Here is a 16,242-nt window from a genome sequence, read left to right on the forward strand (position 1 = left end):
ATCATTTTCTAAACCAATACGGCTGTTCAAAAATTGTAATTTTGCATCCTGAAACACAAATCAAGCTTACTAATGAAAAACATTCTTGTTCCTTTAGGGATTTCACAAAATTCTGTAAGTATCCATCGGCTTCAATATGCGATTGATTTTGCAAAAGAACTTGGAGGAACGGTATATGTCGTGCAAGCTTTTAAGGAGTTAGCCAGATCAGGAAGCCTTCCTTCTGTAAATGAAACACTCAAAGACATTTCGGTTACTACTATTGAAGAAAAAATTGCTCAAGTAGATACAAAAGGGGTTGATCTTATTGCACTTCCGCTAGAAGGTGACTTATTAGAAGCGATTCCAGATTTTAACTTAAAACACTCTATTGATTTAATCATTTTGGGTGCCGAAAGTGATGATATCAAAGAACCTTATTATCTTGGAGAAACTTCAGGAAGTTTGGTAAAAAAGACAGAAATACCTGTATTAATTATTCCGGAAAATTATGCGTTCAAAACTATATCCAAAGTTTTAATGGCTATAAAATCCGGTCATATCAAAAAACAAAACGCTTTAGCTCCGATCAAAGAAATTTTGAGTACATTTAACGCCGAAATTAAACTTCTTCAGGTAAAGACAGCAGACTTTTTGCCAGAAGATTTGGAGTTTCAAAAAGATTTGGCAGCGCTAATTAGTTCTTACAAATCTTCCGAAAATGCAACGCTGTTTCAGGGGGTTTTAGAACATCTTAATGAAAATAACCCGGATCTATTATGCGTTTTCAGACGTAATAGAGGATTCTTTGGAAAACTTTGGGAAGAAAATAAAGTTCTGAAAAAAGATTTTGAAAGTAGAATTCCATTATTAGTACTCAAGGGCGCTAATTAATAAACAAAAATGGGGATGTAGCTTCCTCCTTCGCTACGCTACGGCGGACAGGCGCTTCGCTACATCACCGCGGGAAATATGGGGATGTAGCTCAGCTGGCTAGAGTGCTTGACTGGCAGTCAAGAGGTCGTGGGTTCGAGTCCCATCTTCTCCACAGATCAATAGAAGCCTGCACGGTAGTGCGGGCTTTTTGTTTACAGTAAAACTTAAAACGTTAGTTTTAATGGTTTTGATGTAAACAAATGGTCTTAATGGCGATAGCCATTTTAGGCTTCATTCTCAAAATGTGGTCTATGGGCCCAACAAAGTTAGTCCCATCTTCTCCACTATTTAACTTCTCTTTTAGAAGTGGTATTAATTAGCTTAAAAATCGAAAGAAAGCTATATTAACTATTTTTTAGTTACACTTTCTCTAAAATTAAAGTCACCTTATTAAAATTCGCGGCACTATTGATTACTCTTCTGTATTCTTCATATAGTGAAACATCAATAATATTTTGATTATAAAACTCCTTTATTGAGACTATAAGTTGATTATTTTTTATCTCATACGAAGAGGTAAACATAAATAATTGCTTATCATCTTTATTGTAAGATTCATTAATAATAATATTATCAAGGTTTCTAAATTGGTATCCCGAAGGAATATCTACAATAATTTTTCTGTCATAACTTCTTTCAAATTCATTTTCTACAGGAAGTTGACGCTTTTTTTCTTGGTACAGCTCTTGTTGAGGACCAATTATCTTTCCTATCTTGAATAGGTATTTATTTCCTGCTTTATCTACGTAATCCTCAGATTTTAAATCAGCTATAATCTGTAAAGGTTTGTTCCCAAAATCTTTTGAAGATGCATTGAAAACCTTTTTTTCAATAATCTCTAGATTTGGGTTGATAGATTTAATAACTCCTTCTATCATTTCATTTTTAATTTCCTCTTTGGCAATATCCATAAATGGTTGTAGATACACTGAATAATAACCATCCATCGTACGATTCATCTTAAGTTTTGTGATTGTAAGGTCATCAGGGTCAAAACTTACATTCATAGTTAAGTTATAGTTGGTTTTATCATGATTAACAGGCTTTATATATTTAATACTTCCAACTCCTGAAGTAAAACCACCCAATGTTACCTCCCTAATAAACAATCCATAATTATCAGTAAGATATCCCGGTGGGAAACCTAATCTGAATTCTAGTTTAGTAGGAGCCATATATAACTTACTTCTAGGAAAGTAAATCATACTTTCTTGTAAAAAATTATATGACTGAAAATCTTTATCAAATTTTATTTCTCTTCTATCACTAGTATACACCAATTGGTGCTTAATTTTCAACACATTAAATAAGGCAAGATATAATTTTATAATACCTCGCTCATTAGCAACTTTATTCTCTAGAATATTTGATACATCCTCCAAATCCTTTCTGCTTACTTTTGCTATATATATGTTAGCTTTAATATAGTTCTCAAGCGCTCGAATTTTCAGCGTAGTATCTTTATCTTCATTATTTATATCCTCAATCGATTTTAAAAACTTTGTTATTTTCTTGGATAGCTTGTCATCGATTTCACCATATAAGTTTTTATAAATATTCTGAGAGCCAACCCTATACGAAACAATATCATTTTTAGGATTATCAGAGTTTTCCTCTAACTTATAGACTAAATACTTCTTCATAGAACTATAAGGAGCTTGTTCTTCTCTTTCTAAAGCCTCTAGTTTTTCAAGATGTAATTTCCAATGATTTTTATGAGTATTGGTGGTATCCTTTTCAGCATCAGGAAGCTTATTGTAACTCTTAATTTTAAAATTCAGGTTAGAAGGTGCAAGAAGTTCGAATGTTACATTTTGTTTATCAAAATCTGATTGTAATATTACTCTTCTCCCTGTATACGTAGGATATCTTTTTACAACGAAAAAATACTCAATAAACCCTCCTTTTTCTACTCCTTCTAATGCATAGTATTTCAACGTTTGTTTTGTTTCTTCATCTTCAGATGTCAAAATTTTAGAATCGTCCAATTCTATAATCTTACCTAATTTAGTAATTACACGTGCTTTATTTTTTACAACCTCTGAGTTTGAAGCAGAAGGAAGATACACTTTGTTATACTTCTCAATATTATCATTCGAATTGAGCCAGTATAACTTATGAATCAACGAATATTCTACAAAGTTTTCTTTATCCAAAAAATAAAACTCGTTGATTATCTTATCCTTGAAGGCAACAATATCTTTGTCTTCATAATTTTTTATATTAATATTGGCTATCGGGTTCTCTTCCCAGTCGTATGTTTTGTAAAACGGATCTTTTTGACACCAGACGTTGGTAAGACAAAGAAATAGTATACCTAGATATATTAATGATTTCATGGTTTATCTTTTAGAACAATTACTTCTTTAAAATTTTTTTCTATTTTCTTTATGAGGGTGTTAAACTCTTTTTGTTGTTTGACATTCAGAAGAATAAAATTCTGATCCATCTCTAATTCATAAATAACCGAAGTGTCTCGTCTTGTATATCTGATCGAAACCTCAAAGAAATCAGTAGAGGCAGAAAAATTCTCTGGGACATATATGACTTCTTTATCTTCTGGAATTTCTAATGTAGTCACATATTTTACGTGTGATTTATAACGGTATTCTTTTGCAGTCTTTCGGTCTTCTTTTAGTTTAAATTGACTAATCTCTTTGTTTAGGTTAAGATTGATATAGGTTTCTTTATCCAATTTATTGATATAATCCTGAATATTAAAAGTATAGTTTACCACAAAGTCTTTTTCGTAGTGATATTTATTGATTTCTTCAAAGTTTTCTATTAAAAACTTATTATTTCCTTTTCTAAGTTCTCTGGTGTAAACTGCTTTTAAATCCTCTTGTTTTTTCTCTCTTTCAAATGCATTGAAAAAATCAATTTTAGAATATCCTGATAACTTAAATTTACCGATGCCTTTTATCGTTTGATCATCAATTTTTATATGAGTAGAGTCAATAACAGTATTCCTTTCGGAATCTATAATTGGTACTTCTTTAATAGAGAACTCTTTTTCGTTTACAGAAATCAAAGCTTCCTTTCCTTGGATAAAAGATGTTGGTAAATCAATTGGAATATATCTTCCGGTAGCATCCAGATAATAAACATCATCTCCTTCGATATACGTTAAAATCATATGATTATCGACCGCAGGAGTAGGAACTTCATCATATTTATATGGGATGCTTCTTGTTCCAATCCAGGTTAGATTTCCTTGTAAACCTGCTATTTCCAACATTTCCTGCAGTATACTTGAATTGTCTTTACAATCGCCATATTTTTTATTGAATACATCATTAGCCTGCCTGGGAACAAATCCACCTAGTGCGTACTCAAAAGCGATATATTTGATATTCTCCTGAACCCAATAATAAATTGCTTTTACTTTTTCAAGATTTGTTTTTTTGTCTTTTGTTAAAGTTTTTACAACCTTTTTTAACTCTTGATCAGCTTCAGTTTTATTTATATTCTTAACCAAAGAGTAATACCAAGTATATAAATCCGATACTTCTCCTAATACTTTTACTTTTTCTCCTTTAGATTTGTATTCGGTAATCATGGGGATTAAGTGTGGTAGTGTATTTCTAAAATTAGGAGCTCCAGGATCAAGTTTGAATTTATCCACGCTATTTACTTCCCATCGATAAACCTGTTTGCCTCGTTTTTCAGATTTTGAAAAATTCACAGGCAATTCTCCAGTATTAAACTCTTTAAACTTCATTGACACATCTTTATCAACTGTAATGGTGAGTTTACTTTTCACAGTAGGATGAAAGTCTGCAAAGTAGAAAGTCCCCAAAAATCTAGGGTTTTTAATTTTTTCCTTATACCTCAATATTGATTTTGAGCCTCGTTGCAAATTCGGATAGATAAAATTAATGGACTTAGAATCGTCATAAAAGCTTTGATTCATCTCATCTTTAGTCACAAAATCTTCGACCTCGATCTTATTGTACTTACCATTTTCATATATCATTGATGCAGCTTCTATAGATTCTACCTCAAAAAATGAGGAGTAATTAATAGATTCCTTTGATCGATACGTAGCTGCAGCATCCAGATATAGGTTCTCTTCTATCACTTCTTGAGTAATAAAAATTTCTCCATTTTTAAGACGAATATCTATATTTCGTTCTTCTAATAATTTTACAGAGTACTCATCAGGATATTTTTTTTTATATTCTTCGAATAGAGGAGATATGTTCTGAGCTTGTCCTACCCATGACCATAACAATATGATTCCGAATAACTGTTTACTAAGCATTGTTTTTTATTTTGTTGCTATATCATTAAAATATATTTGCTCCTTAGTGAGTTTACCTTCTTCATTATAATATCTAGAAGCTCCACTACGTTTATTATGAAGGTAATTGATACTTTCTTTTATATTACCATTTGGGTAATACTTCTTATAGAATCCGTTTAACTCATCATATTCATATACCATTTCGGATTTAACTTTTCCATCATCATAGTAGTTTATATACTTCCCATGATTGTCGCCATATTTATAATTTGCAAAACGTTCTAACTGGCCAGAATAGTAATAGGCTTTAAACTCATTAACAAGTACTCCATTTTTAAACTCAGCTTCCATAGATGGCTTTCCATTATCAAAATATGCCTTCATTTGCCCCGAATAATTTTTTATCGGGATCATGGGTTTTACATTACCCTTTTGATCGTGATAACTATAGCCAATAATTTTATCATCATGATAATATCGTATGACTTGTAACTTGCCTTCTGGACTATAAAACATTCTTTCTCCGTGGATTTTACCATTTCGGTAAGGAATCTTCCTGGTTATGATTCCATCTTCAGTATGATTTTCATAAATTCCTTGTAATTTTCCTGATTCATAAGAGAACCTCTCGTTAAGTTCACCATTTTCGTGATATGTTGTCCATTCTCCTGCATAGTCTCCGTGAGAATAATTTCCTTTCCTTTTAGTTTTTCCATCATCATAATACCATGTCCAAGAACCGTGTAAATTATTATTAAAAAATTCTCCTTCAACGATTTTTTCGCCTTCCGGGTTATAGCCCGTATAATTACCATGTTTGACTCCATAAAGATACTGAGTGGTTGCATCAACTTTATCATTGTATTGCTTCAATGAAAGGGAATATGTTTTTTTTGTAGGATCGCGCACTATCTCTTGTAGTTTACTACCATCTGGCAGATAATGTATCTCAGAAACTAGATCGTCATACTCGTATGTAAGACTAGATACCAATTTTCCTTCTACTCCATAGAGTTTTTTGGTACCATGCCGTTTTCCTTTGTGGAAAAAAGTCTCTTCTTTGACTTTTCCATCCGGATAGTACGAAATCCAATTTCCATGAAGTTGGTTGTTCTTATACCATCCTTGCTCTGCCATCTTATTATTTTTGTGATACCTTACATAATATCCATTAATAGTATCATTTTTATATACCGTTACAGACTCCTCTTTCCCAGATCTGTAATAGCTATAATATTTTCCTTGCAAGGCATCGTCATCATAAGTGGCTTTATACGTTAAAAAACCTTCTGTATAATATTTCCATTCTCCCTTTTTTCCTCCTTTGATATCATATAGTCCTTCGATAATTAAATCGCCCAACGAGGAGTATCCTTTATAATAAAACTCTCCTTTCTTTTTTCTACCCTCTTCAATAATTTCATTGTTTTTATTGAAATATTTATACGCAATAAATTCATCATTTCTATAGGTAAAATCGTATAATAATTTTCCATCGATGTCATACTCTTTATAGGAATCATTTAATTTTCCTTTATCATACGTTATCTCATTCATCAATTCTCCATCGGGATAATACAGCTTCCAGTTACCGTCATAATACCCTTCAGTAGTGATGCCTACTTCAGATTTCTGACCGTTAGGATAGTACGTTATATATGATCCATCGTATAACCCATCTTTGTACTCATATTCTCCACGAAGCTCTCCTGTATTAAAATAAAATTGCTCTATTCCATTTACTTTTCCATTCTGAAAAGAACGTTTTTTAAACAATGCTCCATCAGAGTAATATTGTTGAAGTACTCCTACAGGTTTATTATCTTGATACTCTACCTCATAATCTTTAGAGATTTCTCCTATTTTATGAAACGACTGGTACTTGCCGTTAAGAATCCCTTTTTTAAAAATCTTATGTTCTATAAGGGCTCCCTTTTGGTTATATTTTTTATAATCTCCATCTAGTTCTCCTTCTTTGTAAGTACATTCTATTTCTGTGTTTCCATTTTTATAAAAGTATTCATAAGGTCCTTCTAATTTTCCATTATTATAGTTCTCTTTTTCGGAAACCTTTCCAGACGTATAATACCATTCCCACTCTCCTGCACGCAATCCATCATCATTAAACTTTCCTCTTCCGATTTGTCTTCCTTTACTATCATATATCTCCCAGTTTCCTACTTTTTTTCCTTGCTCAGTAACTCCAACTGCTTGCAGAAAGCTGTAATCCTCATAGGCATAGGTGACCTTTTGTTTTTTCCCTTCGAATATCTCTTCATTTTCATCTTGCATGATCTCTTTCCACTTATCATAAGATAGGTCGATAAAAGATTTAATTTCGTCTATATTTTTATCTATTATTTTCTTAAAATCTTTGTTTTGAATACTATATGAAACAGTGTACGTAAACTTATTAAAGTTGTTACTGTCAAAAACCCAGGTATAAAATGGCACATATTTTTGGTCCCAAAAACCACCATTTCCTTCGTAGTCTTGTAACTGCTCAAAAAGCGCCTGATTCTGTCTGGTTAATCCAATATTTATCTTATTATTAAGCTTGAAACTTTTATTTAGAGACATCCTGCTATCCAATACCAAATCGATATCCTCAAAGGTCTCATCATCCTTAGATATAGTGATTCCCAATGATTCATACTCATTTTCTTGTGAGACCAAATTATTAACAAAGTTTAGTACATTAAAAGAGTTTTCTCCATCTGGATTTAATAATAAGTACATATTAAATGCCATCATCGCTTGTGCTATTTTGCCTTCTCTGTAACATATCTTCCCAACCTCTAGGTGACTTTTATCATAGAATGGATTTAGGATAATGGATTGCTTATAGTTTTGTAATGCTTTATCCCATTGTTCCATTTTTTGGTAAATAAACCCAAGATTATGATACAGCACATTATTTTTAGGATACTTTTTTAGTGCATTAGAATACACTTCTATCGCTTGCGGATATTTTTCCTCCTGAATAAAAGCCAATCCTTTATTTAAATAAAAAGAATATTCTTCAATACTATTTCCGGTCTGTAAACCTTTATCGCAAATCTTAATAGCCTCATCATACTTTTTTAGTTGAAGAAGGTAATAGGATTTTGAAACCAAATTAGCCGCATAAATAGAATCATTTACGCTAATTTTATCTAGTTCCTTCAGGATGCTTTCATAATCTTCTTTCTCTTCAAACTCGTATACACGTTCTAAAATTTGATCATAGTCTATAAATGGAACCTTCTCTTGACCAAAAAAATATGAGCATGTAATTAACGTAATTACTAAAAATATTCTTTTCATAATTTGATTAAAAGTTATATAACAATTGACTCGAATAATTTTTTTTATTTTCCTTTATTATAAGTGTCATAAAAGAGGAAAATGTTACCTTTTAATTTTTTGCTAAAATAAAAACTTATATAAATTGAGCTGCATCCAATAAGCAAGAAGATTTTTTTCATTTATCAAATGAAATAGATTTTTTGGCACATCTCGAAAACAAACTCAAAATCTTATTGGATGCGGCACAATAAACAATAACAATCTAAAAGAAAAACCCTGTAAATTAAAAATCAATTTACAGGGTTTTATATGACGATTTGTGTTAGATGATAAAATCTATTAGAGTCCTTCTAAAAATCCTTGATAAGCTTCTTTTTTGTTAAAAGAAGCATCAAATAAAAGTGGCCATTCTGGTCGACCGTTATTTTCAGGAATTAACCAGGTATCGTTGTCCTTTAACCCCCAAAGTGTTATTGCATACTTTTTACTTTGTGGAATTGCATTAAAGATTTCTACTACTTCTTTTACTCTTTGTGCCTGAGCGATAGCTCTTTCTTCTGTAAGTTCTGTTAGATCATTCGCAGCATTTACCTTTACATCAAGTTCGGCAAAATGAATCAATACATCTTTTGCTACCAAATCATCTGTTGCATCCTGTATTTGCTGCTTTGTGGGAAAGTTATAGTCTATATGCATTTGATACCCAACACCATCAATAAGGTCGTTTAATAGTAAGTCATCTACCAACGTAAGAACTTTTCCTCTTTTTGTCGCATCAAAAGTCATATTGTAATCATTATAGAACAACTTTACGTTAGGATCCGCTGCCCTTGCAAATGCAAAACATTTTTCTACATAATCCACACCCATTCTTTGCAAGAATATCGTGTTTCTCCACTGGATATTTGGATCATCATCTATAGCCTCATTTACCACATCCCAAGAGTTTATCTTACCTTGATATCTTGTGAGTACGTCTGTAATATATTGTTCTATCAGATCTTCAAATTCCTGATCTGTACCTGCAAAGTTTTCTAAAGCTTGTGGTAAACTTCTATGCCAAATAAGCGTATGACCGTGTACGTTGAGGTTATTTGCCTCGGCATATGCGATCAGGCCATCAACTTTACTCCAATCATAGATGATATTTCCTGAGCCATCTATACCTGTAAATATAGAAGCCATTTTCATGTCATTTTCTGCTGTAATACTACTAAACTCCCTTGTGTATACTTCATCGTAAGCAGGTAAGTTGGTTCTGGTTTCAGATACCGCTACGCCTACGAAAAAGTTATTTTCAGTAGCGCTTTTCAGCGTAATATCATCCGGAAATTCAGTACTTGTTTTAACCGTTATAATATTAGAGTTTTCTGAAGCTACTCCTTGAACTACTGATCTAACCCTATAAAAATAATCCGTGTCCTGTATTAATCCGGATACCATCTGAGACAATTGATTGATCGCCAAATCCTGGTACCCATCTACAAAAGAGGTAAATCCTTCATCTGTCGCGATATCTAATCGATACTCTTCTGAAAGGAATACGCTATTCCAGTTCGCTCTAAAACTTGTGAAAGAAACGTTTGAAGCTTCATTGGCTACCGGGGCTATAGCCCTTGGATTATTTCCCCCACTGTCATCACTAGAACAGGATGCAAACACTACTAAAGCAAAACACCACACAGTATAAAATACCGATTTACAACTTTTCCATATTTTCATATCATTTATTTTTTATTTAAACAAAACAAGGAGGATCTACTCAATTATAACTTGAATTATTTCCTCCTTGAAATGGTAATCAACTCCTCTTTTCAGAGAAAAATACTTGGGACAATATTAGTAATGAGTACCTCTGGAATTAATCCAACTCTAAAACTTCGAACTTTATATTGTCAAAACGTAAAACAGATGGGATTACGCCTGCATGACTTACACCTGCTTTAACAGCGAATATTTTTGATGGATCTACATCTCCGTTACCTTGGTTACTTGGATCGAAACCAAATCCAAAATCTGACATTTTAATTCTTAGGGTTTGCCATCCAGTTTCTTGTAATGGGATTTGAATTAACCAGTTACTCCTGTCATCTTCTAAAATAAACTCTGAGATGGTGCCTATTGCTCCATTATTATTTACGTCTACAATTAAAAACGCATTTTCTGCATCTGTTCCTGTGGTTACAGGGGCTATTGAATTGTGAGAGCATCCCGTAAAAGGATCTGTACCAGTATCATCCCAAATAATTTCTGCTCCTATACTTCCATCAGTACCAATGCCAGATGCTACCTGAAATATTCGATCTCCATAAGAAAACCAATCGCCAGGAATTACTCCGTTTCCATCAAAATCTGTAATAAGATATTCTACAAAACCACCTTCAATAGGTAAATCTTTAGAAACCATACCGGCAGCGGTTACCACTGTAAACTCGGTTGTTTGAGTTTTACCTTCAGGAAAAGTAAATAGCAATTCTTGTGGAGAAACCACGGTAAAATCACCAACAGATTCTCCATCGATTAGAACATCCTCTACGTTGAAAAACCAATTACCAAAGGCTCTAATCTCTATACCACCTTCACCTTTAGGTGGAGAAAAAGTTCCTTCTACCGTTAAAGTAGGTGCGGGTTGCTTAATCTCAAATTGAGAGGATACCGATTCGCCAAACTGATTGGTAAATCTTACCGTTTGATTACCAAATCGGCTTCCAGCATCGGCATCGAATGGTACATTAAAAAACAATGCTACATCAGAGTTCAGCGCTGTATTGAAAAACGTATTTATAGTTCCATCAAAAACTATTTCTTTCATACTACCTAGTCCTGTTCCTTCAACTCTCACCAATTCTTCGGGAAACCCTTCATTGATGGTGGGTTCGTCTCCTAAAGAAATAAGATTTACTATTTGCGGATTACCGAATCTACTTGTATCACCATCGTCTTCGCAAGAAGATATACAGGTTAACAATCCGGCTATTGAGCATAAAACAAGTAATCTCTTATGGAGGTACATTAATTTAATATTTTTCATCATTACTTAATTATTAGTCATTAATTACATAATCTACTGCTGGGTTTGCAGTATCTATAAATGATAATTCTGCGGATGGTATTGGTAATAAAAATCCGTTGTCATCTACATTCTCTATGAAAAACGATGCAACATCAAATGGCACTAGTGTGTTAACCGTACCTCTATCCTGACTTCTTATAATAGACTTTGCTGTTTCTCTATCCATTCTTATCAAATCAAGCCAATACTTTCCTGCTTCAAAAGCGAATTCGATTCTTCTTTCATCCATAAGGGCTTCTCTAGTTAATAACGTTTTTTCAGAAAGTCCAGCTCTTCTTCGAATTTGATTAAAAGCATCCAGTGCCAATACATCCCCTGTTGAATCAGCATCTCCTAAAATAGCTTCTGCATAAATCATAAGAACATCAGCATATCGCATCAATTGTGTGCTCATCTCGGTTCTCATAAAAAACACATTTGGATGTTCATTCAATGATCCTACAACGTACTTTCTATATCGTATCTTGGTTGCAGATTCATCTCCATTTTCGGGAAAAGTCCAACCTCCTTCGCTGGTTAATAATTCAGGATATACTCTTCCTGGTTCACAAATGATCCATTGTCTTCTTAAGTCTTCTTCACCTGGCTGTGTAATTTTATCAAACGCAAGGTATAAATCAATACTTGGAGCTACAGAACCAAATGAACCATCATTGCCAATAACATCATCGTTAGCGATCAAATAAGCTTGGTTGGTATTTTGTATACCCCATAATCCATTGATAGAAGTCCAAACCCATCTATAAATACCTTCACTGTTTACACTGGCTGATGGATCTATAAATTGATCTTGATAATTAGGTTGCAAGCTGTGCAACCCACTATTAATGACTAATTCTGCATACTCTCTGGATTTTGTATAATCCTTAAGGGTTAAATACATTTCTGCCAAATAAGCCCAAGCTGCTGTTTTACCAACTCTTATATTTCCAGAAGAACCTAATGGTAATAATTCTGCTGCTTTGAGCAAATCACTTTCTATAAAAGCATAAATACTGGAAACGGTATTAAGAGGATACAAGGAAGACGTATCTGAAGTTAACTTATCAATCACAGGAACTTCTCCCCATAATCGTACCAAATAAAAATACGAGAACGCTCTTATAAATCGCGCTTCACCTTCTACCTGGTTTTTAACCTCTTCTGAAATTTCAGGGTTAAGCTCACCACTCGTAACTTTGATGAGCTGGTTGGCATCTGCAATACCCTTATAAAACCCTTCCCATCCTTCTAACAGAGTACCATTGTTTATTCCTACAGAGAATAATCTCCAGGGAGCATCACCTTCAAAACCAATAGAGTTACCGGCTAACATATCCAAAGAGTACATGAACTTATCATTCGTTGTAAAAAAGGATTGTCCGTACAACGAATTTGCACCTGACAATAATTGCTCATCGGTTTGATAAAAATTATCTTCTGTGATAGAGTCTACAACATCATTGATTAAAAAGTCATCACCACACGAGGTTAGAAAGGTCAATACAATCAAATACTTAAAAAACTTCTTACTACTTTTCATACCAAACATATTATTTCTTTTTCATTTTTTTAAAATTGTACATTTAGTCCAAGGGTCATAGTTCTTGGAACCGGATATCTACCAAAGTCAATTCCTTTAAAAAGAGCGCTTTGGTTTAGTGAACCAACTTCTGGATCGTAACCAGAATAGTTTGTAAAAGTGTATAAATTTTGGATAGTGGTATATACTCTGATTTGGTCAAAAAATTTGAATTTTCCAAATACATCTTTGGGTAGCGTACATCCAAACGTAATGTTTTGGATTCTTAGATAAGAACCATCCTCAATAAATCTGTCCGACACTCGGTTGTTTCCGTTTTTATCTCCGTCCGAATATCTTGGTAAACTTCCATCTGTATTAGTTGCGGTGAATCGATCAATTACAGAAGCTGCTTGGTTTGAATTGAAACGATTTACACCTTCGATATAGGTTCTGGTATAATTGTAAATATCATTACCGTAAGACCCCTGAAGGAATATCGACAAATCAAACATTCCGTATCGGAAATTATTTGTGATACTATATGTGAAATCCGGGTGTGGATTACCGATAAAAGTTCTATCGTTATCGTCTATAGTTCCATCTCCATTAAGATCCACAAAACGCACATCTCCTATCCAGGTCCCTGTAGCTTCGTCCCGAGTACTTTCTGCAGGGATGACTCCGTTATCTAATTCTTCTTGTGTTCTAAACAAACCATCTGTTACAAAACCGTAGAACATACCAATTGGTTGTCCAACTTCAGATCTTGTTAAATCCGCTATGATTTCTTCATCTCTTAAAGTTCCGATAATCGCATCGTTTTCTCCGGATAGTTCAGTAATTTCATTTCGGTACATAGAAAATACAATATTAGTATCCCAACTGAATTTATCATTACTCACATTTTTGGTATTTAAAGTAACATCAATACCATCATTGATCATTTCACCAAAGTTTTCCACCGGGGCATTAATACCTATGAAAGATAATGTGTTCAAACTACCCAAAAATCCGGGAACCGGTCTGGTGGCCAGAAAATCCTTGGATGTTTTTCTATATACATCCACATCTAGTCTAATATTATTATCCGCAAAACCAAGTTCAACCCCTATATTGGGAGAAATCAGTGATTCCCACACTATATCAGGACTATCGAAATTGGCCAAACTAAATCCACTTCCCAGCGCAGTATTTTGGTTTCTCAGGAAACTTAAAAATAAATTATCACCTATACCTTGATTTCCACTGGTACCGTATCCTGCTCGAATTTTGAAATAACTCCAGGCACTAGAAATTCCTTCCATAAAAGGCTCATCACTTACTACCCAAGCACCGGATACGGACGGAAATAATCCCCATCGAGTACTAGTCCTTCCAAATTTCGAAGAACCATCATATCTTAAGGAAGCAGAAAGTAAATATTTACTTTTATAATCATAATTTATTCTACCGAAGTAAGAAAGTATCGAATTTGATCCTTCAAAAGATTCTGATAATGAAGTTTCTGCATCACCTGTGTTCAGACCAGGAATATCATTACTAGGAAAATTGGATCGTTGTCCTGATAGCCCCTGAAATTGAACCTTTTGTGCTTCAGTTCCTAATAAGATGTCTAATCCGTGGTCTCCTATCTGAGGAGTATAGGTCAGGTAATTTTTAAAAAGATAATACAATCCTTCATTGGCGCTTTTGAACGCTGAATTTAAATTATTTGAAATGGATCCAAAATCAAAAGTTGGGAAAAAACTTTCTGTCTTTCCAGTATTATAATCATATCCTAAATCCGATCTAAACTTCAGGTTATTAGCCAATTTCAAGTCTAAATAAATATTTCCATTTACCTTAAATCTTTCTAAAGTACTATTTCTTATTTCGGATGCAGCTACCGGGTTGAGTGCACCAGTATTACCTAAGCCATTTTCTGGAGAACCAAATGTTCCATCCGGGTTTCGAACGGGTACATCTGGTGTTTGTCTTAGCGCTGAAGTAATGGTTCCGTTTCGAGAATCGTTTAATCCTATTTCCTCTAAGGAACTACTCATATTGATATTGTGACCAAAACTAATCCAATTATTGTACTTATGATCAAGATTTAATCGGAAACCATATCTTCTCATGCCAGAGTTGATAATGATCCCTTCCTGTTCAAAATAATTCGCCGAGGCATAAAATTTAGTGTTCTCTTTTCCACCTGAAATTGATAACTGATGATTCTGGATCGGTGCTGCTCTGAAAATAGCTCTCTGCCAATTAGTTCCCTCACCTAGAATACTTGGATCTTCAAACTGTGGAGCAGGAGGTAAGTTGGTTGATGGACTTTGTCTAACTTCATTAGAATACGCTGCAAATTCTCTAAGATTCATCATATCTAATAACTTAGGAGCAGTTTGTATTCCTCCATACGTTTCATAGGTTATTTTAGCTTTACCTGCTTTACCTTTTTTAGTAGTGATCAATATTACACCGTTAGAAGATTGTGCGCCATAGATCGCTGCCGCAGAAGCGTCTTTTAGTACGGTTATAGATTCTATATCATTCGGATTTAAAGCAGAAAGCGGACTTGTAGCAGTCTGTCCACCAGTACCTCCAAAACGTGAGAAATTAAAGGAGTTATTTTCAGAATTCTGAACGTTTACTCCGTCAATTATATATAAAGGCTCATTGGATCCTGTTACCGATGTTGTTCCACGAATCCTTACGGATACCGCACCTCCTGGTCTACCGGTACTTCTCGTTACAGTTACACCGGATACTAACCCTTGAATTCCCTGATCGATATTAGCAACAGGTTGCTTTTCTAGGGACTCACCACTAATCACCGACACGGCCGAGGTGAGATCCTTTTTTCTGCTTTGTCCATATCCAATGACTACTACCTGTTCTAAATCTGTTGTCTCCTGCATCAGTACGACATTAATCTGGTCCGATCCAGCAACAGTTTTTTGTACGGATTGCATTCCGACATAAGAAAATACCAAAATCTCACCGTTTGATAATCCTTCTAATTCGTACTTACCGTCAAAATCGGTTAAGGCACCCTTTGTGGTTCCTTTTACCGCTACCGTTACACCAGGTAGCGGCAAACCGCTTTCATCTGTGACTGTTCCGCTAATAGTGTTTTCTTGCGAAAAAACATGCTGTGTCCCAATTATAAACAATCCAATAATTGCGAGTTTAAGCTTTATCATATGATATTGTTTTTTTAGTTGTTAATTA

The 16,242-nt window shown here is 34.0% G+C and carries 8 protein-coding genes and 1 tRNA gene; 2 read left to right on the forward strand and 7 right to left on the reverse strand.

Translation table 11 applies throughout. The annotated features are described in order from the left end of the window. Positions 1-72 precede the first annotated feature (72 nt). Positions 73-873: a universal stress protein gene (locus tag ACFSR1_RS12150; RefSeq protein WP_378292822.1), complete on the forward strand. Its 801-nt coding sequence runs from the start codon at positions 73-75 to the stop codon at positions 871-873. A gap of 80 nt (positions 874-953) precedes the next feature. Further along, positions 954-1,027 (forward strand) — tRNA-Ala (locus ACFSR1_RS12155). 247 nt (positions 1,028-1,274) lie between these two features. Here the strand turns inward: ACFSR1_RS12155 and ACFSR1_RS12160 are convergent. The 7 genes from ACFSR1_RS12160 to ACFSR1_RS12190 all read right to left on the reverse strand — a co-directional run bounded on the left by ACFSR1_RS12160 (position 1,275) and on the right by ACFSR1_RS12190 (position 16,214). Beyond that, positions 1,275-3,254, reverse strand: coding sequence for a DUF3857 domain-containing protein (locus ACFSR1_RS12160; RefSeq protein ID WP_378292824.1), 1,980 nt, complete (start codon positions 3,252-3,254; stop codon positions 1,275-1,277). Then, positions 3,251-5,179, reverse strand: a complete 1,929-nt coding sequence (locus ACFSR1_RS12165) for a DUF3857 domain-containing protein (protein ID WP_378292826.1) — start codon at positions 5,177-5,179, stop codon at positions 3,251-3,253. The genes ACFSR1_RS12160 and ACFSR1_RS12165 overlap by 4 nt, the downstream gene beginning before the upstream one ends. Before the next feature lie 6 nt (positions 5,180-5,185). Next, complete coding sequence (locus ACFSR1_RS12170) at positions 5,186-8,467, reverse strand: tetratricopeptide repeat protein (protein WP_378292828.1); 3,282 nt, start codon at positions 8,465-8,467, stop codon at positions 5,186-5,188. A 321-nt stretch (positions 8,468-8,788) separates the two neighbouring features. Then, positions 8,789-10,171 carry an endo-1,4-beta-xylanase gene (locus ACFSR1_RS12175; RefSeq protein ID WP_378292830.1) on the reverse strand — a complete coding sequence of 461 codons (1,383 nt, stop codon included), beginning with the start codon at positions 10,169-10,171 and terminating at the stop codon, positions 8,789-8,791. Positions 10,172-10,310: 139 nt separating this feature from the next. After that, the gene (locus tag ACFSR1_RS12180) at positions 10,311-11,480 is read right to left on the reverse strand and encodes a hypothetical protein (RefSeq protein WP_378292834.1); all 1,170 of its coding nucleotides are present in this window, start codon (positions 11,478-11,480) and stop codon (positions 10,311-10,313) included. A gap of 13 nt (positions 11,481-11,493) precedes the next feature. Further along, on the reverse strand, positions 11,494-13,044 hold the full coding sequence (locus ACFSR1_RS12185; RefSeq protein ID WP_378292836.1) for a RagB/SusD family nutrient uptake outer membrane protein: 1,551 nt from the start codon (positions 13,042-13,044) through the stop codon (positions 11,494-11,496). Positions 13,045-13,073: 29 nt separating this feature from the next. Next, on the reverse strand, positions 13,074-16,214 hold the full coding sequence (locus ACFSR1_RS12190; protein ID WP_378292838.1) for a SusC/RagA family TonB-linked outer membrane protein: 3,141 nt from the start codon (positions 16,212-16,214) through the stop codon (positions 13,074-13,076). Positions 16,215-16,242: the final 28 nt, after the last annotated feature.

The organism is Aquimarina rubra, assembly GCF_042684305.1.
In the GTDB taxonomy this organism is placed as follows: Bacteria; Bacteroidota; Bacteroidia; order Flavobacteriales; family Flavobacteriaceae; genus Aquimarina; species Aquimarina rubra.